This is a genomic window from Sphingomonas sp. BK481 (assembly GCF_014194875.1).
Taxonomy (GTDB): domain Bacteria; phylum Pseudomonadota; class Alphaproteobacteria; order Sphingomonadales; family Sphingomonadaceae; genus Sphingomonas; species Sphingomonas aerolata.
On the sequence record NZ_JACIAP010000002.1, the window covers coordinates 259,949 to 284,537 of the forward strand.

Here is a 24,589-nt window from a genome sequence, read left to right on the forward strand (position 1 = left end):
CGGTTACCGGGAGCAGAAATCATGCGGTCAAACGCACCCCCCCGTTTCGGATGCGCGCTCATCGCGACCGGCATGATGCTCGGCACCACCGGCGTGGCCGATGCACAGGACCGCCTGCCGCTCGTCCCGCAACCCGCAGCGATGACGCGCGGAACCGGCGCCGTGACGATCGTGACGGGCAGCACGGTGTCCGCCGATCCCGGCGATGCCGGCACCGCCGCCGCCGCCCGTCTGCTCCTCGCCCATGTGAAGACCGAACGCGGCCTGACGCTGGCGACCGGCGCGCGCGGCGTGATCCGGATCGATCGCGACGCGACGATCAAAGGCGCGGAAGCCTATCGTCTGACGGTCGATGCGTCGGGCGTTCGGATCGCGGCGTCGGGCGATGCCGGGCTCGTCTATGGCGCGATGACGCTGGCGCAGCTGATCAGCCCCGATCGCGCGTTCGGCCAGCCCGTCCGGATCCCAGCGGTCACGATCGACGACGCCCCCCGCTTCGGCTGGCGCGGGCTGATGATCGACACCGCACGGCATTTCCAGTCGCTGCCCTCGCTCTATGCGCTCGTCGACCAGATGGCGTCGGTGAAGCTCAACACGCTCCATCTCCACCTCACCGACGATCAGGGCTGGCGGTTCGAGGTCAAGGCCTATCCCCGGCTGACCGCGATCGGCAGCGTCCGGACGTCGCCCTCGACCGGCGAGGCGCCCGGCACGCAGGTCGGAGGCTTCTACACGCAGGACGAGCTGCGCAAGCTCGTCGCCTATGCAACCGAGCGCGGCATCGTCGTCGTCCCCGAGATCGACCTGCCCGGCCACGCCCAGGCGCTCGTCGCCGCGTATCCGCACCTCGGCGTCCTCGGCGACACGCCGAAGGTCAGCAGCGACTGGGGCGTGAATCCCTATCTCTTCAATCCCGGCCCCAAGGGCATCGCCTTCGTCAAGACGGTGCTCGACGAGATCATGGCGGTATTCCCGGGCACCTATGTCCATCTTGGCGGCGACGAGGCGGTCAAGGATCAGTGGGAACGCAGTCCCGAAGTCCAGGCGCAGATGGTCAAGCTCGGGATCAAGGACGAGAATGGCCTGCAGAGCTGGATGATCGACCAGTTCGGCGAATATCTCGCCAGCAAGGGCCGCCGCCTGATTGGCTGGGACGAAATCCTCGAAGGCGGCCTCCCCGCCTCCGCATCGGTGATGTCGTGGCGTGGCGAAAAGGGCGCGGTCGAGGCCGCGAACCAGAACCACGACGTCGTCCTCTCGCCCGCACCGACGCTCTACCTCAACAGCCTGCAAAGCGATCGCAGCGACGAACCGCCGGGGCGGATCGATATCCAGTCTCTCGAGACCGTGTACAAGTATGAGCCGATGCCCGCGGGGATCCCCGCCGACAAGGCGCATCACGTGCTCGGCGCACAGGGCAATCTGTGGAGCGAATATATCGTCACGCCCTATCAGATGCAGCATCTGATCTTCCCACGCGCCGCCGCGCTCGCCGAGATCACCTGGTCGGGCAAGGACAAGCGCGACTTCGGCAGTTTCCTCGAGCGGGTCCAGCCGCAGATCGGCCGCTGGCGCACCTCCGGCATGCAGGTCGCGGACAGCGCGTTCGCGGTCGACTATACGCTCGCTGGCACGCGCGGCGATGCGCTGCGCACCAAAAGCGCCAAGGTCTCGCTGGCGACGCAGGCGCCCTATGGCACGATCCGCTACACGCTCGACGGCAAGGCCCCCGGCCCGCGGTCGCCCGCCTATACGGCACCGCTGTCGATCAAACCGGGGGTCAAGATCCGCGCCGCCGCGTTCGACGCCGCCGGTCAGCAGATCGCCGAGCCACGCCTGTTCGATACCGGCCGCGAGGCACTGCTGACGCGAACTGCCTCCGACATGGTCGCCTGTCCAAAGGGATCGCTCGCACTCCGCGTGCCGTTGACGCCCGAGGCGCAGACGAACGCGCCGGTGTACAATATCGACCTGTTCGACCTGTGCACCGCCTATCCCGCCGCGCCGATGGACGTCGCAAAGGGCTTCACGATCGATATCGCCCGCCTGCCGCGTCATTATGCGCTGGCGCATGAAGATACCAAGCTGCGCCGGCACTATAACGTCACCCCGCACGGCGAGCTGATCGTGCTCGTCGGCTGCACCGTGGCGGGTGCCAAGCCGGTCGTCGCCGGCACCTTCCCGCTTCCCGATCCGGCAACCGCCGCCACCCGGTTCAGCGTCAAGGGCCGCTTGCCCGCGCTGACCGGCGACCGCGACATCTGCCTGCAATTCACCTCCCCCACGTCCGATCCCTATTATGCGGTCGAGCGGATGCAACTCACGGAGACACGCTGATGCGTCGCTGGTTCCTTCTCCCGCTCCTCGCACTCGCCTCGCCCGCGATCTCGGCCCCGAAGACAGTGGTCACGCTCGACCGCGACTGGCAGGTCCGGATCGATCCGACCGACACGAGCGCGGTCGCCGCGCACAAGCGCGAGGCGAAATGGCTCGCGGCCACGGTGCCGGGCTCGGTCCAGCAGGACCTGATCGCTGCGCGCCGCGTCCCCGATCCCTACAAGGGCATGAACGAGGCCGCGATCCAGTGGGCCGGGCTGACCCGGTGGCAGTTCCGCCGCGTGCTCGACGTCACGCCGGCGATGCTCGCGCGCGACCATCTCGACCTCGTATTCGACGGTCTCGACACCTTTGCGACGGTCACCGTCAACGGCACGCCGCTGCTCAAGACCGACAATGCGCACCGTCGCTGGCGTGTGGACGCGAAATCGGCGCTGAAGGCGGGCCGCAACGAGGTGCTGGTGACGATCGCCTCGCCCATCCGCACGCTTCAGCCGATGGTGCTCGCCGAGAAGCATCCGCTTCCCGGCGAATATGACAGCGCGTTCGGCGACGAGCCCAAGGGCAAGCAAACCTCGCCTTATATCCGCAAACCCAAATATCATTACAGCTGGGACTGGGGTCCCCGGATCGTCAATATCGGCATCTGGCGCCCGGTCCGTCTCGAAATCTGGGACGAGGCGCGGATCGAGACGTTCCGGGTCGAGCAGGAGGATCTGAGCGACGCCGAGGCGCGGATCGCGGCGAAGCTCGACATCGTCGCCGACACGCCCGGTCGCACGACTGTGCACGCCGTTGTCACGGGTCCCGACGGCAAGACCGTCACGGTCGACCGCAGCGTCACGCTCGCCGCCGGCAGCAACAGCGTCTCGCTCCCGCTGACGATCGCCGCGCCGCAGCGCTGGCAGCCGATCGGCTATGGCGCGCAGCCGCTCTACACCGTCACCGCCTCGCTCGCCGGCGCGCAAGCGACCGCAGAGGACAGCGTCACGCGGCGGATCGGCCTGCGCACGGTCGAACTGATCCGCAAGGACGGCAGCTTCGGCTTCAAGGTCAACGGCACGCCGATCTTCGCCAAGGGCGCGAACCTGATCCCGTTCGACATGTTCCCGTCGCGCGTCACCCCCGCCTATATGCAGACGATCCTGAAGGGCGCGGCGGACGCCAACATGAACATGATCCGCATCTGGGGCGGCGGCTATTATCTCGACGACGCCTTTTACGACTTGGCCGACCGCATGGGGCTGATGGTGTGGCAGGACTTCATGTTCGGCGGCAGCGTCACGCCGCCCGATGCGGCGTTCCGTGAGAATGTCCGGATCGAGGCCGAGCAGCAGGTAGCCCGGATCGGCTCGCACCCCTCGGTCGTGATCTGGGCCGGCGGCAACGAAGTGCTATCGGGCTGGGAGAACTGGTCCGATCGCAAGGCGTTCAAGAAGGCGGTCGGCGCGGATGAGCAGGAGCGGATCGGCGCGGGCATGGCGGTGCTGTTCGACCGCGTGCTGCGCCAGGCGGTGACGAAATATTCGCCCGGCACGCCCTATTGGCCGGGCTCCCCCTCGACTGATTATGAGGGCCCGACCGACACCGACAAGAATGGCGATCGCCATTTCTGGGATGTCTGGTCCGGCTCGAAACCGGTCGAACGCTATCTCGACAGCTGTCCTCGCTTCATGTCCGAATATGGCTTCCAGGCGATGCCGGACCTCGCGACGATCCGCGCTTTCGCGGGCAAGGGCCCGCTTGCCGCCGACAGCCCGGTGATGAAGGCGCACCAGAAATTCCTCGCCGGCGAGGGCAATGAGCGATTGCTGATGTACCTGCGCGACCGCCTGCGCCCGGCAAAGGATTTCGCCGATCTCGTCTATCTGACGCAGGTCAACCAGGCCGAGGCGATCCGGATCGCCGCATTGCATCACCGTGCATGCCGCCCGGTGACGATGGGGTCGCTCTACTGGCAGCTGAATGACGTCTGGCCCTCGATCAGCTGGGCGAGCATCGATCATGACGGCCAGTGGAAGCTGCTGAACTATGCCGCGCGGCGCTTCTTTGCACCCCAGGCGATTGCTGCGGAGCACAAGGATGGCGCGACGCGGATCTCGCTGATCTCCGACGCGACCACGCCGATCGCCGCGCGCTGGCGGGTGCGCGCGATGGACATGGCGGGCACCGTGCTGAACGACACCACCACCCCCGCGACGTTGCCGCCGCTCTCGTCGACGCTCGCCGCGACGCTCCCCGATGCGACGCTGTTCGGCAGCGCCGCGCCGGGGGCCAGCTATGCGGTCGCCGAGCTTATCATCGGTGACGCGGTCGCCAGCCGGGCGATCATCGAGCGCGCGCTGCCCAAGGACATGGCCTATCCCGATCCGGGCCTGAGCGTCACCTGGTCGGGCTCGACCGCGACGATCACGGCCAGCCGCTTCGCCCGCGCGGTCATGCTCGATTTCGGGGACGTGGCGGCGCAGCCCGCCGATGACGGGTTCGACCTTCTGCCGGGCGAGACGCGGACCGTCGCCGTTGCGTCGGACGCGTCGCCTGCCACACTGCGCAAAGCGCTCACCTTGAGGACACTTGCCCGATGATCTGGCTCCTGCTCGCCTCCGCCGATCCCGTCGCCACCGCGGTCGCCACCATGTCGATGGAAGAAAAGGCCGCGCAGCTGCAAAGCACCGCGCCCGCCGATCCGAAGCTCGGGCTGCCCGCCTATGACTGGTGGAACGAGGGACTGCACGGTCTCGCGCGCAACGGGCATGCGACGGTGTTCCCGCAGGCGATCGGCATGGCCGCGACCTGGGATCCGGTGCTCGTCCGCAAAATCGGCGACGTCGTCGCGACCGAGGCACGCGCGCGCTTCAATGCGAAGCCCGCCAATGCCGATCGCCGCATCTATGAAGGGCTGACGATCTGGTCGCCCAACATCAACATCTTCCGGGATCCGCGCTGGGGGCGCGGGCAGGAAACCTATGGCGAGGACCCGTATCTGACCGGGCGGCTCGGCGTCGCGTTCATCGGCGGTCTCCAGGGCCCCGACCCGCTCCATCCCAAGGTCGTCGCCACGCCGAAGCATTTCGCGGTGCATAGCGGCCCCGAGGCGGGGCGCGACAGTTTCGACGTCGACCCCAGCCCGCAGGATCTGGAAGCAACCTACCTGCCCGCCTTCCGTCAGGCGGTGACCGAGGGCAAGGCGCTCTCGCTGATGTGCGCGTACAACTCGATCCACGGGGTGCCCGCCTGCGCGTCGTCGCCGCTGATGGTCGACCGGCTGCGGCGCGACTGGGGCTTTACCGGCTTCACCGTCTCGGATTGCGACGCGGTCGGTAATATCAGCACCTATCACCACTACCGGCTCGACACGCCCGGCGCAGCGGCGGCGGCGATCAGGGGCGGCACCGACCTCAATTGCGGCACCGCCTATGCCGGCCTCCCCGCCGCAGTGCGCCAGGGCCTGGTGAGCGAGGCGGAGGTCGACACCGCGCTGACGCGGGCGTTCCGCGCCCGCCGCGCGCTGGGCATCGCGTTCGGCGGCGACAGCCCGTGGAGCAAGATCGGCACCGATCAGGTCGACACCCCCGCGCACCGTGCGCTCGCGCTCGAGGCGGCGCGCAAGTCGATCGTGCTGCTCAAGAACGATGCCAGCCGCCTGCCGCTCAAGACCGGCAGCCGGATCGCGGTGATCGGCACCAATGCCGACGATATCGGCGTGCTTCAGGGCAATTACCACGGCACCGCGGTCGCCCCGGTCACCCCGCTCGACGGCATCCGCAAGCAGTTCGGCGCCGCCAATGTCCGCTATGCCCAGGGTTCGGTGCTCGCCGACGGCGCGCCGGTGGTGGTTCCCGAGACCGTCTTTCCACAGGGTCTGAAGGCCGAATATTTCGCTGGTACCGGGACGACCGGCGGCACGCCGGTGCTGACGCGCACCGAACGCCGCATCGATGCCGACCTCAACCGCGTCAGTCCGGCGCCCGGGCTTGGCCGCAGCTTCGCCGTCCGCTGGTCGGGCGTCTTCACCCCGCCCGCCGCGGGTGACTATACGCTGGTAATCGACGTCCCGGCGTGCTGGAAAGACTGTTCGGTCCATGACGTCGCACGCCTCTGGATCGGCGACCGCCAGCTCACTGCGGGCGAGGTCAAGAAAGGCCGCATCGAGATCCCGGTCTCCAGCGACGGCAAGCCCGCCGCCTTCCGCCTCGAACTCGATCACCGCAGCGACGACGAGGGCATCCGCCTGCTCTGGACGCCGCCCGCCGCGCCGATGCTCGCCGCCGCCGTCGCCGCCGCAAACGCGTCGGACGTCGTCGTCGCGGTGATGGGCCTGTCGCCCGATCTCGAGGGCGAGGCGCTGTCGGTCAGCGTCCCCGGATTCGTCGGTGGCGACCGCACCGACATCGGGCTTCCGCTCGCGCAACAGGCGCTGCTGAAAGCACTGCGCGCGACCGGCAAACCCGTCATCCTCGTCCTGACCAGCGGCAGCGCGGTGGCGGTCGATCCGTCGCTCGCCGACGCGATCCTGACCGCTTGGTATCCGGGCCAGGCCGGCGGCACCGCGATCGCCGAGACGCTGGCGGGGCTCAACAACCCCTCGGGTCGCCTCCCCGTCACCGTCTACAAGTCCGCGAGCGACCTGCCCGCCTTCATCGACTATACGATGAAGGAGCGCACCTACCGCTACTTCACCGGCAAGCCGCTCTGGGGCTTCGGGCACGGGCTGAGCTATACCAGTTTCGGCTATGCCGCGGCAAAACCCAGCCTCACCGTCGCGGCCGGCCAGCCTCTCACGCTCGCGGCGAAGGTCTCGAACACCGGCGCGCGCGCGGGCGAAGAGGTCGTTCAGGCCTATCTCGTCCCGACCGCGACCACCGGCGGCGGAGCGACCACCGCGGTGCTCCAGCGCCAGCTCGTCGGCTTCGACCGCGTCGCGCTCAAGCCCGGCCAGTCGCGCACCGTCTCGTTCGCGCTCGATCCCCGCTCGATGAGCAGCGTCGCGCGCGACGGCACGCGGACGATCCAGCCCGGCGCCTATCGCCTCTATGTCGGCGGCGGCCAGCCCGGCGACGGCGAGGGGCAATGGACCGACCTGACGATCACCGGCGCAGCGGTGGGGCTGCCCAAATGATCGATCGCCGTTCGTTGATCGCCGGCGGGCTCGCGCTCGTCGGCACCCCTGCCTTTGCCGCCCGCCCGGGCCTGCCCTCCAAGCGCCCCGCCGTCGCCGACCGTCTGTTCAAGAGCCGGGCGGTGGAACGCGAGATCGCCCGCGTCTCGGCCCGGATCGCCGATCCGAAGCTGCGCTGGATGTTCGGCAACTGCTATCCCAACACGCTCGACACGACCGTGCGGATGTCGACAATCGCGGGCGCGCCCGATGCCTTCGTCATCACCGGCGACATTCCCTGCCTGTGGCTACGCGACAGCTCGGCGCAGCTCCGCCCCTATCTCCACCTCGTCCGCAACGATCCCGCGCTGCGCACCGTGTTTCGCGGGCTGATCGCCCGCCAGTCGCGGTCGATCCTGCTCGATCCCTATGCCAACGCATTTCGCGAGGATCCCGCCGGGAAGACCGAGCTGAGCTGGGCGTTGCACGACCAGACCGAGATGAAACCGGGTGTTGCCGAGCGCAAATGGGAGATCGACTCACTCTGCTACCCGATGCGTCTCGCTTATGGCTATTGGCAGGCGACGCGCGACGCGACCCCGTTCGACGCGACCTGGGCGGAGGCAGCACGCGCCAGCCTGCGCACCTATCGCGAGCAGCAGCGTAAGGATGGCCGCGGACCCTATAGCTTCCTGCGCGCCTCGAACCGCAATACCGAGACGATGGCGCTCGAGGGCTGGGGCAATCCCGCCAAGCCGAACGGCCTGATCCAGTGCGGCTTTCGTCCGTCCGACGATGCCTGCCTCTATCCCTATCTTATCCCGGCCAATCATTTCGCGGTGACGACGCTGCGTGAACTGGCCGTCGTCGCGAAGGAGGCGCGCAATGACACCGCGCTCGCCGCCGATGCCACCGCGCTCGCGGCCGAGGTCGAGACCGCGCTCAACGCGCACGGCAAGATGCGGCTGCGCGACGGCCGCGAGGTGTGGGCCTATGAGGTCGACGGGTTCGGCAACGCGGTCTTCATGGACGACGCCAACGTGCCGTCGCTGTCCGCGCTTGCCTATATGGGCTGCGCTCCCGCCACCGACCCGCTCTGGCGCCGCACCTCGGACGCGGCCTGGAGCGACGCCAATCCCTATTTCTTCAAGGGCACCAAGGCGGAGGGGATCGGCGGCCCGCATGTCGGGCTCGGCCAGATCTGGCCGATGTCGCTGATCATCCGCGCGCTTGCCGGCGCCGACGACGCGACCGTTCGCAGCTGCCTCAGGATGCTGCGCGATACGGATGCCGACACCGGCTTCATGCACGAGGCGTTCGACAAGGACGATCCCACCAAGTTCACGCGCAGCTGGTTCGCCTGGACGAACGGTCTGTTCGGGGAACTGCTCGTCCATCTTGCCGATACCCGCCCCGCGCTGCTGGCGGCGCCGTTATGAGGCTCACGCGACGTGCGTTGCTCGGCTCGACCGGTGCGCTGGCGCTGACCGGCGCGATGCCGGCCTTTGCCGGGCGGTCGCGTGCGGTGCCCGATCTGTGGATCGGCACCGGCGGTGACGGTCATACCTATCCCGGCGCGACCGTGCCCTTCGGCATGGTCCAGGTCAGCCCCGATACGGATACGGAGAACTGGGCGAACTGCTCGGGCTATCATCGCGGTGACCCGTCGATCATGGGCTTTTCGCACACGCATCTGTCGGGCACCGGTATCGCCGACATGATGGACGTGCTCGTCGTGCCTGCCCGCGGCCCGGTCAAGCTGCGCCCCGGCGCGCCCGACCGTCCCGGCGAAGGCTATCGCCAGACCTATGCACAGGAGAGTGCCGAGCCCGGCTATTATGCCTGCACGCTGGGCAACGGCGTCCGCTCCGAACTCACCGCTGAAGCGCGCGTCGGGTGGCAGCGGCACCGCTTTCCCGCCGGCCCCGGGCATCTCCTGATCGACCTCGGCAATTACCGCGACAGCCGCCCGGGCGAAGGCCCGCTGATCGACGACAGCCGGATCGAGCTCGAATCGGACGGCATCCTGATCGGCAGCCGCCGCACCTTCCGCTGGGCCAAGGGGCGCCGCATCCACTTCGCGATGCAGGTCTCGCGCAAGCCCGACAGGATTACGCTCCATGCGGGCGACCAGGTCGTCAACGGCGCGATCGCGACCGCCGACCGCGTGCGCGCGGTGCTGCACTACGACGATGCGGGCTCCGCCCCGATCGTCGTGCGCACTGCGGTCTCCGCGGTCGACATGGCGGGCGCACGGACCAACCTCGCCGCCTCGGCCTCGCGCGATTTCGATGCGGCGCGGCGTCAGGCGATCGGCGACTGGGCCGACGCCCTCAAGACCGTGAAGATCGAGGGTGGCAGCGACGACCAGCGCGTCGTCATGGCGACTGCGCTCTATCATGCGATGCTCGCGCCGACGCTGTTTTCGGATGTCGACGACCGCTATGTCGGGCTCGACCGGCTGGTCCACAGCGTGCCCAAAGGCGATCAGGCCTACAGCACCTATTCGACCTGGGACACCTATCGTACGCTCCACCCGCTACTGACCCTGGTCGCGCCCGATCGCGCGCGGTCACTCGTCCGTGACCTGGTCCGCCAGACGCAGCAAAGCGCCTATGGCCCGCCCTGCTGGCCGCTCCAGGGGGTCGAGACCGGCACGATGATCGGCTGGCATTCGGTCGCGATCATGGCGGAGGCGGCAGCCAAGGGCATCGACGCAGACTATGCCGCCGCCTGGCCCGCGATCCGCACGCGCGCGTTCGACGCCAAGGCCCCCGACCTCGTCAACAGCCGCGCGCGGGGCACCTATATCGCGCGTGGCTATCTGCCCGCCGATCAGGTCGACGAGTCGGTCAGCCGAACGCAGGAATATGCCTATGACGACTGGGCGATGGCCGCCCTCGCGGCCAGGGCCGGCGCGACCGACGACGCCGCCCGCCTGCGCGAGCGCAGCCGGAACTATCGCAACGTGCTCGACCCGGTGATCGGCCTGGCGCGGCCCAAGCTTGCCGATGGCAGCTGGCTGACGCCCTATGACCCGATCCAGCTCGGCCACATCAAGCGCTACCATGATTTCACCGAAGCCAATGGCTGGCAGACGACCTTCCTCAATCAGCATGACCTCTACGGCCAGATCGCGCATTTCGGTGGCGATGCGAAGTTCGCCGCGCGCCTCGATGCGCTGTTTGCTGCGCCCTCGACGCTGCCCAGGGACGCGCCGCCCGACATATCGGGGCTGATCGGCCAATATGCGCACGGCAACGAACCCGATCAGCACGTGCCCTATCTCTACGCTTATGTCGGCCAGCCCTGGAAGACGCAGGCGCTGGTCCGCAAGATCCTGACGACGATGTACAAGCGCGCGCCCGACGGGATCATCGGCAATGACGATTGCGGCCAGATGAGCGCATGGTTCGTGATGTCAGCGCTCGGCCTCTACCCGGTCGATCCGGTCGCGGCGGTCTATGTGTTCGGCGCGCCGCTCTTCACCCGCGCCGAACTCAAGGTCGGGGGCAAGCGCAAGGTCGTGATCGAGGCGCCGGGCAACCGCATCGATACGCCCTATGTCACCGCGGTCACTTGGAACGGCAAGCCCTGGACGAAAAGCTGGATCGCGCATGCCGATCTCGTCGCTGGCGGTACGCTGCGCTTCACCATGTCCGCCACCCCCGATCCGGCGTTCGGCGAGAAGCTCGCTGACCGCCCCCCCTCGTTCGGCCGCCCCGCCACCTGAACTCCCATGGAGACGATGATGACCGAAGTTTCCCGCCGCCTCCTGCTCGCCTCGGGCCTCGCCGCAACCGCGACGCCTGCGCTCGCGGCGACCCGCGCGGCCGCCCCCAAGCCATGGGGTGCGACGCCGTCGAAGCGCCAGCTCGCCTGGCATGCGCGCGAGCAATATGCCTTTGTCCATTTCTCGATCAACACCTTCACCGATCGCGAATGGGGCTATGGCGACGAGGATCCCAAGCTCTTCGATCCGACCGATTTCGACCCCGACCAGATCGTCGCGGCGGCCAAGGCAGGCGGCATGCGCGGCATCATCCTGACCGCCAAGCATCATGACGGCTTCTGCCTGTGGCCGACGATGCTGACCGAGCATTGCATCCGCAACAGCCCGTACAAGAACGGCAAGGGCGATGTCGTCGGCGAGATGGAGCGCGCGACCAGGCGGGCCGGGCTCGATTTCGGGCTGTACCTCTCGCCCTGGGATCGCAATCACGCGGACTATGGCCGCCCGGCCTATGTCGAGTATTTCCGCAAGCAGGTGGTCGAGCTCTGCACGCGCTATGGCACGCTGTTCGAATTCTGGTTCGACGGCGCCAATGGCGGCGACGGCTATTATGGCGGCGCGCGCGACACGCGGAAGATCGATGCGCCGAAATATTACAACTGGCCGTCGATCGTCGCGCTGGTCCATCAGCATCAGCCTATGGCCTGTACCTTCGATCCTTTGGGCGCGGATGTCCGCTGGGTCGGCAATGAGGACGGCGTCGCGGGCGATCCCTGCTGGCCGACCATGCCGAACCATCCCTATGTCCAGAGCGAGGGTAATTCGGGCGTGCGCGGTGCACCGCTCTGGTGGCCGGCCGAGACCGACGTCTCGATCCGGCCGGGCTGGTTCTATCACGCGGACGAGGATGCGAAGGTCAAGACGCCCGCGCGGCTGGTAAAGCTGTACGACGAGTCGGTCGGTCGCGGCACCAACCTCAACCTCAACCTGCCGCCCGACCGGCGCGGCCGCCTCGCCGATATCGACGTCGCCGTGCTGAAATCCTTCGGCACCGCGCAGGCCGCCACCTTCGCGCGCAACCTCGCCCAGGGCGCGGTCGCGACCGCCAGCCACAGTCGCGGCTCAGGCTTTTCGCCGGCAAACGTCCTCGACGGTCGCGCCGACAGCTATTGGTCGACCGCCGACGGGATCACGACGCCCAGTCTCGTGCTCGACCTTCCGCCCGGCCGGGCCTTCGACCTCATCCGCCTGCGCGAATATCTCCCGCTCGGGCTGCGCGTGACGCGGTTTGCGGTCGATGCCGAAGTGGACGGCCGGTGGCGTGAACTGGCACAGCACGCCTGCATCGGCGCGCAGCGGATCATCCGCCTGCCCGCGCCGGTCACAGCCCGCCGCCTGCGCCTGCGAATCCTTGAGGCGCCGGCCTGTCCCGCGATCCGCGAAATCGCGCTCTTCCGCCAGGTCGCGCCCACCGCGGTCGCGACTGTCGTCGCATCCGACCCGAGCATCGTCGCCACGACGCGCTGGTCGATCGCTGCCGCCTCCGCCCCCGGCGCACAGGCCCTGCTCGACAACGATACCGCGACGAGCTGGGCGCTGCCCGCCCCCAAACCCGGCGCCCCCGCCTCGGTGACGATCGACCTTGGCGCGACCGAGACGCTCGCCGGGTTCAGCCTGACGCCGTCTCGCGCGGTCATGGCGGACACCGCGCCGCCAAAGGGCTACCGGATCGAGACGAGCACCGACGGCACCAACTGGCAAGAGGCCGGCAAGGGCGAACTGCCTAACATCGCCTATGCGCTCGCGACTCAGCGCATCGCCTTTGCGACCCCGGTCACCGCCCGTCTGCTCCGCCTCAGCTTTGCCGAGACCGCGATCCCTGCCCGTCGCCTCGCAATCGCCGGGATCGGCGCGTTCCGGCCGCGCAGCGGGTGACGCAATGATACGGTCTGTCCCACGCGTGCAATAAATCGCGGGCATACCTCAGGTCGGATCCGGTGCCGCGACGGTGCCGGTCCGGCCGGGGACACGCCATGACAGCGATCGAAACCAGTGCAACGCCGATGACCAGCATGGCAGGGGCCGCCGCGGACGCCGCAGCGGCCGGGCCGGTGATACGATCGGCCTGGCTCGCACCAGGATTCTACCTCGCCTTTCTGTTCGGTGCGCTGTTTCTGTTCGCGATCGGCCTGCTTCTGCTCTGGCGGTCGGCGAAAAAACTCCGGCGATTCCGGGCACCTGCTGGAAACGGACTCGGTTCGGCGTGGTCCGGGCAACATCCGTCGCCCACGACCTGATCCCCTAACATGAAGCAGGCCGATTCCTTGCCGCCTGTGTGGACCCGGTCTGGTGGATCGCACGTTGAGCACCCGAACTTCGTCCTCGACAGCAAGGATCCGCAATGAGCGACATCGAACAGCGCAACCCCGGCAACGGTGGTGAGACGCATCAGCAGGCAGGCGGCGACGTCCCCGTCCTGACCACCAACCACGGCGTGCCCGTGTCCGACAACCAGAACAGCCTGAAATCCGGCGCGCGTGGTCCCACGCTGCTCGAGGATTTCGTACTGCGCGAGAAGATCTTTCATTTCGATCATGAGCGGATCCCCGAGCGGATCGTCCATGCGCGCGGATCGGGTGCGCACGGCTATTTCGAAGCTACCGATGACATTTCCGATCTGACCAAGGCGGCGGTGTTCAAGAAGGGCACGAAGACCGAGCTCTTCACGCGCTTCTCGACGGTCGCTGGCGGCGCCGGTTCGGTCGACACCCCGCGCGATGTGCGCGGCTTCGCGGTCAAGTTCTACACGACCGAGGGCAACTGGGATCTCGTCGGCAACAACATTCCGGTGTTCTTCATCCAGGACGCGATCAAGTTCCCCGACCTGATCCATTCGGTGAAGATGGAGGCCGATCGCGCCTATCCGCAGGCAGGTTCGGCGCACGACACCTTCTGGGACTGGGCATCGCTGACCCCGGAATCGACGCACATGCAGATGTGGGCGATGTCCGACCGCACCCTGCCGCGTTCGCTGCGGATGATGGAAGGCTTCGGCGTCCACACGTTCCAGCTCGTGAACGAGGAAGGCAAGTCGAGCTTCGTCAAGTTCCACTGGAAGCCCAAGCTCGGTCTCCAGTCGACGATCTGGGACGAGACGCTCAAGCTACAGGCCGCGGACAACGACTATCATCGTCGCGACCTGTGGGAAGCGATCGACACCGGCGACTTCCCCGAGTGGGAGCTCGGCATCCAGGTGTTCGACAAGGCGTTCGCCGAGGCGCAGCCTTATGACGTGCTCGATTCGACCAAGCTGATCCCTGAGGAGGACGTTCCCGTTCGGATCATCGGCCGGATGGTGCTCGACCGCAACGTCGACAACTTCTTCGCCGAGACCGAGCAGGTCGCGTTCCTGCCGACCAACATCGTCCCCGGCATCGATTTCTCGAACGATCCGCTGCTTCAGGGCAGGTTGTTCAGCTATCTCGACACGCAGAAGTCGCGTCTCGGCACGACCAACTTCCACCAGATCCCGGTCAACGCACCCCGCAGCCCCGCTGGCAATTTCCAGCGTGACGGCATGATGCAGACCAAGGTGCCCAAGGGTCGTGCCAATTACGAGCCGAACAGCCTGTCGGTTGTCGGCGAAGACGGTGGCCCACGCGAATCGCCGAACGGCTTCGTGACGACCACCAACCCGACCGGTGCAGACGAGCAGGGCGAGAAGCTGCGGATGCGCGCCGAACTGTTCGGTGACCATTACAGCCAGGCACGGCTGTTCTGGGTGTCGGCAACCGACAATGAGAAGGCGCATATCGCGTCGGCCTTCACCTTCGAGCTGTCGAAGGTCGGTCTCGCGCATGTTCAGGAGCGCACCGTTGCCAACCTGCGCAACGTGAACGAAGAACTCGCGACGCGCGTTGCCGATGGTCTCGGCATCGCCCTGCCGGCGGCCAATCCGGCGTTCCGTGCGCCGGTCGACATGCCACCGAGCCCGGCACTGTCGATCCAGAAGAACATGAAGGAGACGCTCGAGGGCCGTCAGGTCGGGATCCTGATCGCCGACGGGTCGGATGGCGCAGAGATCGACGCGGTCGTCGCGGCGGTCGAGGGTGCAGGCGGCAAGCCGGTGCTGGTCGCGCCCAAGGTCGGTGGCGCGAAGCTTGCCGATGGCAGCATGAAGAAGGCACAGGGCCAGCTTGCGGGCAGCCCGTCGCAGATCTTCGACGCGGTGGCGGTCGTCCTGTCGGCCGACGGGTGCAAGATGCTCCTGAAGGAAGGCGCGGCGGTCCAGTGGGTCATGGATGCGTTCGGTCATCTGAAGGCGATCGGCGCCAGCGATGCGGCCAAGCCGCTTCTCGACAAGGCCGGCGTAGAGCCCGATGCGGGTGTGGTGGCGCTGGCCGACATCGCGACCGCAGGTGCAAAGCGCTATTGGGATCGTGAACCCAGCGTCCGCATGCTCGCCTGACCGGCACGAGAATGAGATCACGCCGTTCGTGTATGGTCTCATTCGTCCAACAGAAGAACGGCCGCCCCGCACATCATGTGCGGGGCGGCCGTTTCGCGTCTGGCCCAGCTGTACGCGTGGACGGTCTAGGAGCGAACGAGCTCGACGATCTCGAACGCATGCGATCGCCAACCGCGCTGGATCGACGCCTCCTCGGCCGCGACGCGCTTCTTCTTCGCCTCGGCCAATGACTTGCTGTGCCCCCAGAACACTTCGGTCTTGCCGTTGGCGAGCACCGCGACGATCCGCCAGTAGTGCGTGAACGCAGTCGCCGTAGGCCCGATCGTCTTCACATAGCCATCGGGCAGCGTCGCGGTGAGATAATGCTTCTTCGCCAAGTGCGCGTCAGTCCGCCGCTGGCGCGGCTGCTGCATCCGTCCTGGCCGCGAGCATGTACCCGAAGACGACGAAGACCAGCCCGCCGACGGTGTTTCCCGCGGTCACAACGACGAGATTGTGCACCGTGCCCGCCAGATCGATCACCGGATGCGGCGCCATGAGGCCGAGCGTGAGCGCGGTCATGTTGGCGACCGAATGCTCGAAGCCGGCAGCAACGAACGCGAGCAGGATCCAGGCCATCGCGATGCACTTGGCCGCATCGCCCTTCATCCGCGCCGCCGTCCAGATTGCGAGACAGACGAGCCAGTTGCACAGGATCGCCCGCGCGAACAACGCGATACCGTCCGCCTCGACCTTGTGCTGGACATAGGCGTTGAACATCGTGTCGGCATTGGCGAACACGGCGCCGCCCCCGCCGATCGCGAAGATCACCGATAACAGGACGCCACCGACCAGATTGCCGAGCCATACAACGGCCGCCAGCGTGATCGCCTCACCATAGCTGATGGTCCGCTTCGCCAGGCCGAAGCCAAGATACATGACATAGCCGGTGAACAGCTCGGCGCCGGCGAATACCGTCAGGATCAGGCCGATCCCGAACGTCGCGCCCATCACCAGTGGCCGGACGCCGGGAGGAAGCCCCGCCGCCGCGCTGATCGCCAGGATCATCGCGATCCCGATATAGGTTCCCGCCAGGATCGCGCCTGCAAAGAAGCCGATCGGCGAGCGACGCCACGCCGCGGCCTTGGCCGCCGCGAGCGTCGCATAGGTGTCGATCGTCGGCGCGTATCCCGCGCTCATACCATAGCAGCCTGGCTCTGGCCGACGACCCCCGCGCGCGCCACGCCGCGCTCCGCACCGACATCCCCGCCAGCCCGCCGCACCGTGACCGGAACCGACTTGTAGGACGGGGTGAAGCTCTGCGGATCATGATCCTCGAGCGCGATCAGCGGCTGCGTCTCGGGATAATAGGACGCGATGCACCCGTCCGGCAGCGCGTAGCGGACCAGGGTCAGCTTCTGCACGACGCGGTCGGGATGCGCATATTGCAACGCGGTGGCGACATCGACGACATCGCCCTCCGCATAGCCGAGCCGCGCCATGTCCCGCTCGTTCATGAACAGGATGTCGCGACGGCCGAAGACACCGCGATACCGGTCGTCGAGGCTGTAGACGGTCGTGTTGTACTGATCATGCGCCCGCAGCGTCGTCAGACGCAGCACGTCCGGCGCGTTCGCGGTCTCGTCTTCCTCGATCCCCTCGGCGACGATGAAGTTCGCCTTGCCGCTGCTCGTCTTCCAGATCCGCATCGCGGCGGAATTGGGCAAATGGAACCCGCCGGGCTTGCGGATGCGCGCGTTGTAATCGGCGAAATCGGGGAACACCGCCTCGATCTTGTCGCGGATCAGGTCGTAATTGCCGACAAAGGCATCCCAGTCGATATCGCCCTTGCCCTGCAGCGTCGCCTTGGCGATCTCGCCGACGATCCAGATCTCGGACTTTACATTCTCGCCCGGCGGCATCAGGAAGCCGCGCGAGGCGTGGACCATCGACATCGAATCCTCGACGGTGACGGACTGTGGGCCACCGGCCTGCGTGTCGAGCTCGGTCCGCCCCAGGCATGGCAGGATATAGGTGTCCTTCGCCATCAACAGCATCGTGCGGTTGAGCTTGGTGGTGATGTGCACCGCCAGATCGAGATTGCGGAACCCTTCGGCGCACGCCTGCGGATCGGACGACGCGATGGCGAGGTTGCCGCCCAGGCAGACGATCGCCTTGGCCTTGCCGTCGCGCATCGCGGCGATGCTTTCGACCACCGAATGACCATGCTCGCGCGGCGGCTCGAAATTGAAGACCTTCTTCATCTGATCGAGCAACAGCGGCATCGGGCGTTCGGTGATGCCGACCGTCCGGTCGCCCTGCACGTTGCTATGCCCGCGCAGAGGACAGATCCCGGCGCCGGGGCGGCCCATATTGCCGCGCAGCAGCAACAGGTTCGCAAGCTGCTGGACGTTGCTGGTCCCGGTGCGGTGCTGGGTGATCCCCATGCCGTAACAGGCGATCGTCGCCTTGGACGACGCATAGATCCGCGCGACGTCCTCGAGATCCGCCCGGCGCAAACCACTGGCCTGTTCGATATCGGCCCAGTCAGTCCATGCGAGATCGGCGATATAGGGTTCGAGCCCGTCGGTATGCTCGGCGATGAAAGCATGGTCGAGCGCGGGTTCGCCGCCGCTCGCGCGCGCCGCCTCGTCGAGCGCGACGAGTGCCTTGGCGATACCCTTGAGCGCCGCGGCGTCACCGCCGACCTTCACCTGCAGATAGGAGCTGGCGATCTGGGTCGCCGACATCGTCGCCATCTCGACCACCGACTGCGGCGATTCGAAGCGTTCGAGCGAGCGCTCCTTGAGCGGGTTGAACACGATGATCTTGCCACCGCGGCGCGACACCTCGCGCAGCGTCGCCATCATCCGAGGATGGTTCGTCCCCGGATTATGGCCGATCGACAGGATCAGGTCGGCATGGTCGAAATCCTCGAGACTGACCGTACCCTTGCCGATCCCGATCGACTTGGGGAGGCCGACCGACGTCGCCTCGTGGCACATGTTCGAACAGTCGGGGAAGTTGTTGGTCCCGTACAGCCGCACGAACAGCTGATAGAGGAATGCCGCCTCGTTCGAGCAGCGGCCCGAGGTATAGAATTCGGCTTGGTTCGGGTCCGGCACCGCGGCCAGACCCGAACCGATCGCGGACATCGCCTCCGCCCAGGTCACGACCTCATAATGGTCGGTCGCGGCGTTGTAGCGCAACGGTTCGGTGACGCGACCCTGATCCTCGATCCAATGATCGCTCTGCTTCCAGATCTCGGAGACGCTGTGCTTGGCGAAGAAGTCGGCGCCGATCAGCTTGGCCGTGGATTCCCATGCCACCGCCTTGGCGCCATTCTCGCAGAATTCGAACGACGAGGTATGCTTGGGGTCCGGCCAGGCGCAGCTCGGACAGTCGAACCCGTCGGGCTGGTTGGACTTCAGCAGCGTCTGCCCGCCCCGCACGACGATCTGCTGGGCCTTCAACGACGTGGCAACCGCCTTGAGCGCACCCCAGCCACCGGCCGGGCCCGTATAGTCGACAATCCCGTCGGGACGCTTGTTACGCATACTCAAATCTCCAAATCGGGCGTGTCACCGCGGAAATTGCCCGGGTCCATGCAGCCTAAACATTTGGAGTCGCGATACCGCGCCGCAGCATAAGCGGCAAAACAGGAAAATCGCAGCTGGTGATCGCCTCTATAGGTCAGTACGGCTTTCATTTGACTAGCAATAAGGTTTGACCATCGCCCGCACGTCCACGCGCGCCTTCAGCCGTGCGGCGAGCAGTGCGGTACCGCTGATCTTGCGCTGCACGAACAGCATGTCAGCCGACGGGATATGCCAGGTCGACCGGTCGCGCGCGATCGCCGCGCCCTCGTCCCGCAGCACCGAGACGAAGCTGCGATCGCCGAAGTCGAAAGGCCCCGTCCGGTTCATCTCTGCCAGGATCACGTCGATCATGCGGTCGATCTGCGGCCGATGCCCCACGACCGCGGCCTCGCCCAGAAAGCCAGCCTGAACGGCGGCGTCGCGGACCGCGTCGCGCTGTCCGGCAAGCCCCGCGGCCAGCAGCCGGCGATACCCGTCCGCCACGGCCTGCGGCACCGCACGCGCGGCACCGAAGTCGAGCAAGACGATCCGCCCCGTCTCGGCCTGCCAGCGATAATTCGCAAAATTGGGATCGGTCTGCATCAGCCGCCAGTCGAGCAGTTCGTGCAGCGTGAGCCTGATCAGCCGCTCCATGGCCGTATCGCGTACGTCTTGGGGTGCGGTCTCGAGGCTCTCGATCGGCGTACAGTCGATATACTCCATCGCCAGCACGCGCGGCGTCGACAATGTCGGCTCGAGTTGCGGAACGACCAGCCCCGCATCGTCGCCCACCAGCGCGCGATAGCGTTCCAGCATCTCGCCCTCGCGGACATAATCCGCCTCGTCGTGCAATTGCTGTTTCGCATCACCGAGCAGCCGCGTGATGTCGAGCTCCTTGGGCAACAGCCCGGACACGCGCAGCAGCGTGGCGACATTGTCGACATCCGCGTCGATGCTGTCCTTCACGCCCGGATATTGCACCTTGATCGCCAGCACGCGTCCGTCGGGGAGCCGTGCCCGGTGCACCTGGCCGATCGATGCGGCCGCGACCGGATGCGCCTGGAAATGGGCGAAGCGGCGGCGCCAGTCTTTCCCCCATTCGGCCGTGAGCACCCGGTCGAGCTGCGCGGGCGGCATGTGATGCGCATCGTTGCGCAGCCTGGCGAGGATCGTCGCCAGCTCGGGCGGCAGCATGTCGCCCGCGTCCATCGACACCATCTGGCCGAGCTTCATCGCCGCACCGCGCAGATGCGACAGCTGGTCCGCGACCCGCACCGCATTGGCGGGAGTCAGCAGCAGGTCCGACATGCGCGGACGCTCGCCGCTCGCGAGGCGCCGGGCCCCCTCGGCGACCACCCCGCCCGCGACGCCGCCGGCAAGCCGCCCGAACACGCCGAGCCGCGACAGCCGGCCCCGCGGGATCGACCGCCCGCCACGCGATTGCGATCCGGCGTCGAAGCCGGACTCGTTATCAGCGTCTGGATTTTGCTCGGCGCCCAGCTCCGTACCGGGCATGACAGGATCTTCGCTCGTCGGTCTATCCTCGGTCTGGAGAGCCCCTTGCGCGAGACCGCTTCTTAGATGGTAAGCTGGGGTGGAGGATCAACCATCGGACCGCCATCCATGACGCCACCTGTTTTCAATAACATCACCCGCCGCACCTTGCTCTGCGGCATGGCGACCGCGACGCTCGCCACCGGTCTGCGCGCCACGCCGCCATCGCCGCGCGACGCCCGCGTGCTCGTCGGCACCTATGCGCGCGAGGGCGGCAAGGGCCTGTACACGCTGTCGCATGACCGCGCGCGCAATCGCTGGCAGGTCGAGCCGCCCGTCGCCGGGATCGACGACGCGTCGTTCGCGGTGCGGGCACCCCGCACCGGGCTATGGTACGTCCTTCGTGAGCAGGCGAAAGGGTCGGTGACCGGCTTCACGCCCGACTGGAAAGCCCGCGGCACGATGCCATCGGGTGGCGCCGATCCCTGCCATGCCGCGTTCGACGACGCGTCCGGCTGCCTCGCCATCGCCAATTATTCGAGCGGCAGCGTCGGCTTTTACCGTATCGATCCCGCGACCGGTGCGCCGGGCGAACCGACGATCTTCCGCCATGAGGGGACCGGTCCAGACAAGAGCCGTCAGGAGGGGCCGCATGCGCACTGGGTCGGGTTCAGCCCCGATCGACACTGGCTGCATTCGGTCGACCTCGGCGCCGACACGATCTTCGCCTATCAGTTCGATCCGGGCGCGCGCAGCCTTGTCGCACCGGTCCCGGCCTGGCGCGCGCCGCCGGGAACGGGACCGCGCCACCTCGTCTGGCATCCCCGCCTGCCGCGCGCCTATGTCGTCGCCGAGCTCGCCAATACCGTGACCATGCTCGATGCACAGCCGGACGGGCGTTTCACCACCCGCACGCAGGTATCCACCCTGCCCGATGGCCATGTCGGGTCATCCCAGGCCGCGCACATCGCGATCGATCGCGCCGGCCGGCACCTCTACGTCTCGAACCGCGGCGCTGACAGTATCGCGGTGTTCGCACTAGATCGCGACGGAGTGCCGACCCTCGTCCAGCACATCGCCGCCGGCGGACATTGGCCGCGCATCTTCCTCCTGCTCGAGGATCAGCGGCAGATGCTCGTCGCGAACGAGCGGTCGGGCACGATCGCGGTCATGGCACTTGGCAAGGACGGCCGTCTCGCGCCGACCGATCAGACCCTGCGCGTCCCCGGGCGGTGTTCCTCGCGCCGACTGGTTGACGATCACCCGACCGGTGACGCCCCCGCCCCCGCCCCTGCCCTTGCACGGACCGGGGGATCGGGCATGATCGCACCTCGATCATCGTCAAAGGAGCCGTGCTTGCGCCTCACCCTCGTTCTCGCCCTGTTGTCGGCTGCCCCCGCCGTCGCGCAGCAGCAGCCGATCGCGGCCCCCGCCGACGCCCCGACGCGGCGCTTCACCGGCGCCGACCTGTTCGGCCTGTCGATCGCAGCGGACCCGCAGATCAGCCCTGACGGACGCACGATCGTCTATGTCCGCCGCACCGCCGACGTCATGACCGACCGTGTCCAGTCGTCGCTGTGGCTGATCGACGTTGCGACCGGTCGCCAGTCGCCGTTCGCCGCGCAAGGGTCCGACCCGCGCTGGTCCCCCGACGGCACGCGCGTCGCCTATGCCGCGCGCGACGGCGAGCAATCGCAACTGTTCGTCCGCTGGATCGCGACCGGCACGAGCGCGCGGGTGACGGGCTTTCCCGGCGATCCGCAGGCGCTCGCCTGGTCGCCCGACGGCACCCGGCTCGCTTACGTCGCGACCGTTGCTGGCGAGGCGACGACGCTCGGCAAGGCACCGCCCAAGCCCGAGGGCGCGAAATGGGCCGAGCCGCTGACGGTGATCGACCGCGTCAATTATCGCAACGATGGCCCCGGCTATGTGAAGCCCGGCCGCGATCATCTGTTCGTCGTCGCGGCGGACGGCGGCGCGCCGCAACAGCTCACCTTCGGCGCGTTCGATGACGGCGGCCCCCTGTCATGGACGCCCGACGGCCGCGGGATCGTCTTCGCCGCGATCCGTGGGCACGAAGCCGAGCGGCAGGTGATGAATTCGGACCTCATCGCGGTCGACACGACGAGCGGCGCGATGCGGACGCTGACGACCCGCGACGGCCCCGATGCGCAGCCGCGGATCTCCCCCGACGGCACGCGGATCGCGTGGCTCGGCTTCGACGACAAGCGGCGCAGTTACGAGAACACCCAGCTCTACCTCGGCGACCGCAACGCCGGCAGTCCCCGGTCGCTGACCGCCGCGCTCGATCGCGGGATCGAGGATGCAGTGTGGGCCGCCGACGGGCGCAGCCTCTATGCGAGCTATGACGATCACGGCCAGCGCCGGATTGCGCGCATCGGCCTCGACGGCCGGACGACGCCGCTGGTCGACAATGTCGCGGGCGGCGGGCTCGACCGGCCCTATACCGGGGGCGAGTTCTCGGTCGCGAGAGGCGGAACGATCGCCTATACCGGCGGCGACGGCAGCGCCCCCGCCGATGTCTGGGTGTCGAGCGGTGGCAAGTCACGGCGGCTGACGCAGCTCAACGCGGTGATGACCGGCGCCAAAGCGCTCGCGCCAATCCGCAAGATCGCGGTGACCGCGCCCGATGGCCGCGCGATCGACGCGTGGCTCGCAACGCCCGCCAATCGCACGCCCGGCCAGCGCGTGCCGCTGATCCTGGAAATCCATGGTGGGCCTAACAGCGCCTATGGCCCTGGGTTTGCCACCGACATGCAGCTCTATGCCGCGGCAGGCTATGCGGTGCTGTGGACCAATCCGCGCGGCTCGACCTCCTACGGCGAGGAGTTCGCCAACCTGATCGACAAGAAATACCCGTCCGACGATTATGGCGACCTGATCGCCGCGGTCGACGCGGCGATCGCGGATGGGACCGCGGATCCCGACAATCTGTTCGTCACCGGCGGATCGGGCGGCGGCGTGTTGACCGCCTGGATCGTCGGCAAGACCGACCGGTTCAAGGCCGCGGCGACGCAGAAGCCGGTGATCAACTGGGCGAGCGAGGCGCTGACGATGGACAATACGCTGTTCACGTCGCGCTACTGGTTCAGCAAGCTGCCATGGGAGGATCCGATGAGCTACTGGAACCGCTCGCCGCTCAGTCTCGTCGGCAACGTCAAGACGCCGACCCTGGTCGTGGTGGGCAGCGACGATTACCGCACGCCGGTTTCGGAATCCGAGCAATATTACGCCGCGTTGCAGATTCGCGGCGTACCGACCGCGCTCGTCAAGGTGCCGGGTGCGAGCCATGGCGGCTTCACCGCACGGCCGTCGCAATCCGCGGCAAAGGCCTCGGCGATCATCGCCTGGTTCGATCGCTATCGCGCCAAGCCGAGCGGATCACGCACCGACTGACCGTCCGTTCGTCACCGCCGGGGCGATGCCCATGGTGCCGTCTCGTTACTGCCGCACGGATCATGCCGGTCCGTGCGGCAGTGCTGGTTACGCCAATCGGCGTAGGCGGCTCATCGTTCGCCCTCGCCACCCTCGTTTTCGCCACCCTCGCCGCGCTCGTTCTCACCACCCTCATATTCGCCTTCGCCGCGCTGGCCACGCTGCTGCTGCACCGCGCGCGCGCGCCGCGGCGATGTCACCGCATGCCGAGCCTTGCCCGACCGAACGACCCGCCGTCCTTCACCTTCACCCTCGCCTTCGCCCTCACCGACCTGCTGAGCTGGCGACGGCATTGGCATGGCGGCCGCGTCCCCGATGACGGCTTGGCCCGATTGAGCGATCACAAAGGCGCCAACGCCCATCCATAATTTTGTACGCATACTATCTCCTTGGTCCCGACACGTTGGCCGGGAGGGCACTGAACTGTTAGGGGCGCATCACCCGGC

At 67.4% G+C, this 24,589-nt stretch carries 14 protein-coding genes and 1 pseudogene; 10 read left to right on the top strand and 5 right to left on the bottom strand.

Annotated elements, in window-relative coordinates; translation table 11 throughout:
• Positions 1-72 precede the first annotated feature (72 nt).
• The 8 genes from FHY04_RS05080 to FHY04_RS05115 all read left to right on the top strand — a co-directional run bounded on the left by FHY04_RS05080 (position 73) and on the right by FHY04_RS05115 (position 15,636).
• Entirely contained in the window at positions 73-2,337 is a 2,265-nt protein-coding gene (locus FHY04_RS05080; RefSeq protein ID WP_260171329.1) for a beta-N-acetylhexosaminidase, read from the top strand.
• Positions 2,337-4,922, top strand: coding sequence for a glycoside hydrolase family 2 protein (locus tag FHY04_RS05085; RefSeq protein ID WP_183935651.1), 2,586 nt, complete (start codon positions 2,337-2,339; stop codon positions 4,920-4,922). Before FHY04_RS05080 ends, FHY04_RS05085 begins: the two co-directional genes overlap by 1 nt.
• Positions 4,919-7,456: a glycoside hydrolase family 3 C-terminal domain-containing protein gene (locus FHY04_RS05090; RefSeq protein ID WP_183935652.1), complete on the top strand. Its 2,538-nt coding sequence runs from the start codon at positions 4,919-4,921 to the stop codon at positions 7,454-7,456. The genes FHY04_RS05085 and FHY04_RS05090 overlap by 4 nt, the downstream gene beginning before the upstream one ends.
• Positions 7,453-8,874 (top strand): glycoside hydrolase family 125 protein, encoded by a 1,422-nt coding sequence (locus tag FHY04_RS05095; protein WP_183935654.1) that lies wholly within the window; start codon positions 7,453-7,455, stop codon positions 8,872-8,874. The genes FHY04_RS05090 and FHY04_RS05095 overlap by 4 nt, the downstream gene beginning before the upstream one ends.
• Positions 8,871-11,168: a GH92 family glycosyl hydrolase gene (locus FHY04_RS05100; RefSeq protein ID WP_183935656.1), complete on the top strand. Its 2,298-nt coding sequence runs from the start codon at positions 8,871-8,873 to the stop codon at positions 11,166-11,168. The genes FHY04_RS05095 and FHY04_RS05100 overlap by 4 nt, the downstream gene beginning before the upstream one ends.
• Before the next feature lie 18 nt (positions 11,169-11,186).
• Positions 11,187-13,103 (top strand): alpha-L-fucosidase, encoded by a 1,917-nt coding sequence (locus FHY04_RS05105; protein WP_183935658.1) that lies wholly within the window; start codon positions 11,187-11,189, stop codon positions 13,101-13,103.
• A gap of 98 nt (positions 13,104-13,201) precedes the next feature.
• Positions 13,202-13,465 carry a hypothetical protein gene (locus FHY04_RS05110; protein WP_183935659.1) on the top strand — a complete coding sequence of 88 codons (264 nt, stop codon included), beginning with the start codon at positions 13,202-13,204 and terminating at the stop codon, positions 13,463-13,465.
• Positions 13,466-13,569: 104 nt separating this feature from the next.
• A complete protein-coding gene (locus tag FHY04_RS05115; protein ID WP_183935660.1) occupies positions 13,570-15,636 on the top strand; it encodes a catalase in 2,067 nt (688 codons plus the stop codon).
• Between the two features lie 125 nt (positions 15,637-15,761).
• Here FHY04_RS05115 and FHY04_RS05120 read toward each other — a convergent pair whose 3' ends face one another.
• From FHY04_RS05120 to FHY04_RS05135, 4 genes are all read right to left on the bottom strand, one after another.
• Positions 15,762-16,049 carry a hypothetical protein gene (locus FHY04_RS05120; RefSeq protein ID WP_183935661.1) on the bottom strand — a complete coding sequence of 96 codons (288 nt, stop codon included), beginning with the start codon at positions 16,047-16,049 and terminating at the stop codon, positions 15,762-15,764.
• The gene (locus FHY04_RS05125; RefSeq protein WP_183935662.1) at positions 16,021-16,815 is read right to left on the bottom strand and encodes a formate/nitrite transporter family protein; all 795 of its coding nucleotides are present in this window, start codon (positions 16,813-16,815) and stop codon (positions 16,021-16,023) included. The genes FHY04_RS05120 and FHY04_RS05125 overlap by 29 nt, the downstream gene beginning before the upstream one ends.
• Positions 16,812-19,172, bottom strand: a complete 2,361-nt coding sequence (locus FHY04_RS05130) for an FdhF/YdeP family oxidoreductase (RefSeq protein WP_183935663.1) — start codon at positions 19,170-19,172, stop codon at positions 16,812-16,814. Before FHY04_RS05130 ends, FHY04_RS05125 begins: the two co-directional genes overlap by 4 nt.
• Positions 19,173-19,328: 156 nt before the next feature.
• Positions 19,329-20,708: an AarF/ABC1/UbiB kinase family protein gene (locus FHY04_RS05135; RefSeq protein ID WP_183935664.1), complete on the bottom strand. Its 1,380-nt coding sequence runs from the start codon at positions 20,706-20,708 to the stop codon at positions 19,329-19,331.
• Between the two features lie 159 nt (positions 20,709-20,867).
• Here FHY04_RS05135 and FHY04_RS22250 point away from each other — a divergent pair.
• Positions 20,868-21,905, top strand: a pseudogene (locus FHY04_RS22250) (lactonase family protein); the annotation flags it as partial.
• Between the two features lie 102 nt (positions 21,906-22,007).
• The gene (locus FHY04_RS22255; protein ID WP_221211675.1) at positions 22,008-24,104 is read left to right on the top strand and encodes a S9 family peptidase; all 2,097 of its coding nucleotides are present in this window, start codon (positions 22,008-22,010) and stop codon (positions 24,102-24,104) included.
• Positions 24,105-24,214: 110 nt separating this feature from the next.
• On the opposite strand, the gene FHY04_RS05145 is transcribed toward FHY04_RS22255, so the two are convergent.
• Entirely contained in the window at positions 24,215-24,523 is a 309-nt protein-coding gene (locus FHY04_RS05145) for a hypothetical protein (protein WP_183935666.1), read from the bottom strand.
• Positions 24,524-24,589 lie beyond the last annotated feature (66 nt).

What these genes read in the sequence shown, in the direction of transcription:
- FHY04_RS05080 (WP_260171329.1), top strand. Translation starts at nt 73, where the DNA reads ATGATGCTCGGCACCACCGGCGTGGCCGATGCACAGGACCGCCTGCCG.
- FHY04_RS05085 (WP_183935651.1), top strand. Translation starts at nt 2,337, where the DNA reads ATGCGTCGCTGGTTCCTTCTCCCGCTCCTCGCACTCGCCTCGCCCGCG.
- FHY04_RS05090 (WP_183935652.1), top strand. Translation starts at nt 4,919, where the DNA reads ATGATCTGGCTCCTGCTCGCCTCCGCCGATCCCGTCGCCACCGCGGTC.
- FHY04_RS05095 (WP_183935654.1), top strand. Translation starts at nt 7,453, where the DNA reads ATGATCGATCGCCGTTCGTTGATCGCCGGCGGGCTCGCGCTCGTCGGC.
- FHY04_RS05100 (WP_183935656.1), top strand. Translation starts at nt 8,871, where the DNA reads ATGAGGCTCACGCGACGTGCGTTGCTCGGCTCGACCGGTGCGCTGGCG.
- FHY04_RS05105 (WP_183935658.1), top strand. Translation starts at nt 11,187, where the DNA reads ATGACCGAAGTTTCCCGCCGCCTCCTGCTCGCCTCGGGCCTCGCCGCA.
- FHY04_RS05110 (WP_183935659.1), top strand. Translation starts at nt 13,202, where the DNA reads ATGACAGCGATCGAAACCAGTGCAACGCCGATGACCAGCATGGCAGGG.
- FHY04_RS05115 (WP_183935660.1), top strand. Translation starts at nt 13,570, where the DNA reads ATGAGCGACATCGAACAGCGCAACCCCGGCAACGGTGGTGAGACGCAT.
- FHY04_RS05120 (WP_183935661.1), bottom strand. Translation starts at nt 16,049, where the DNA reads ATGCAGCAGCCGCGCCAGCGGCGGACTGACGCGCACTTGGCGAAGAAG.
- FHY04_RS05125 (WP_183935662.1), bottom strand. Translation starts at nt 16,815, where the DNA reads ATGAGCGCGGGATACGCGCCGACGATCGACACCTATGCGACGCTCGCG.
- FHY04_RS05130 (WP_183935663.1), bottom strand. Translation starts at nt 19,172, where the DNA reads ATGCGTAACAAGCGTCCCGACGGGATTGTCGACTATACGGGCCCGGCC.
- FHY04_RS05135 (WP_183935664.1), bottom strand. Translation starts at nt 20,708, where the DNA reads ATGCCCGGTACGGAGCTGGGCGCCGAGCAAAATCCAGACGCTGATAAC.
- FHY04_RS22255 (WP_221211675.1), top strand. Translation starts at nt 22,008, where the DNA reads ATGATCGCACCTCGATCATCGTCAAAGGAGCCGTGCTTGCGCCTCACC.
- FHY04_RS05145 (WP_183935666.1), bottom strand. Translation starts at nt 24,523, where the DNA reads ATGCGTACAAAATTATGGATGGGCGTTGGCGCCTTTGTGATCGCTCAA.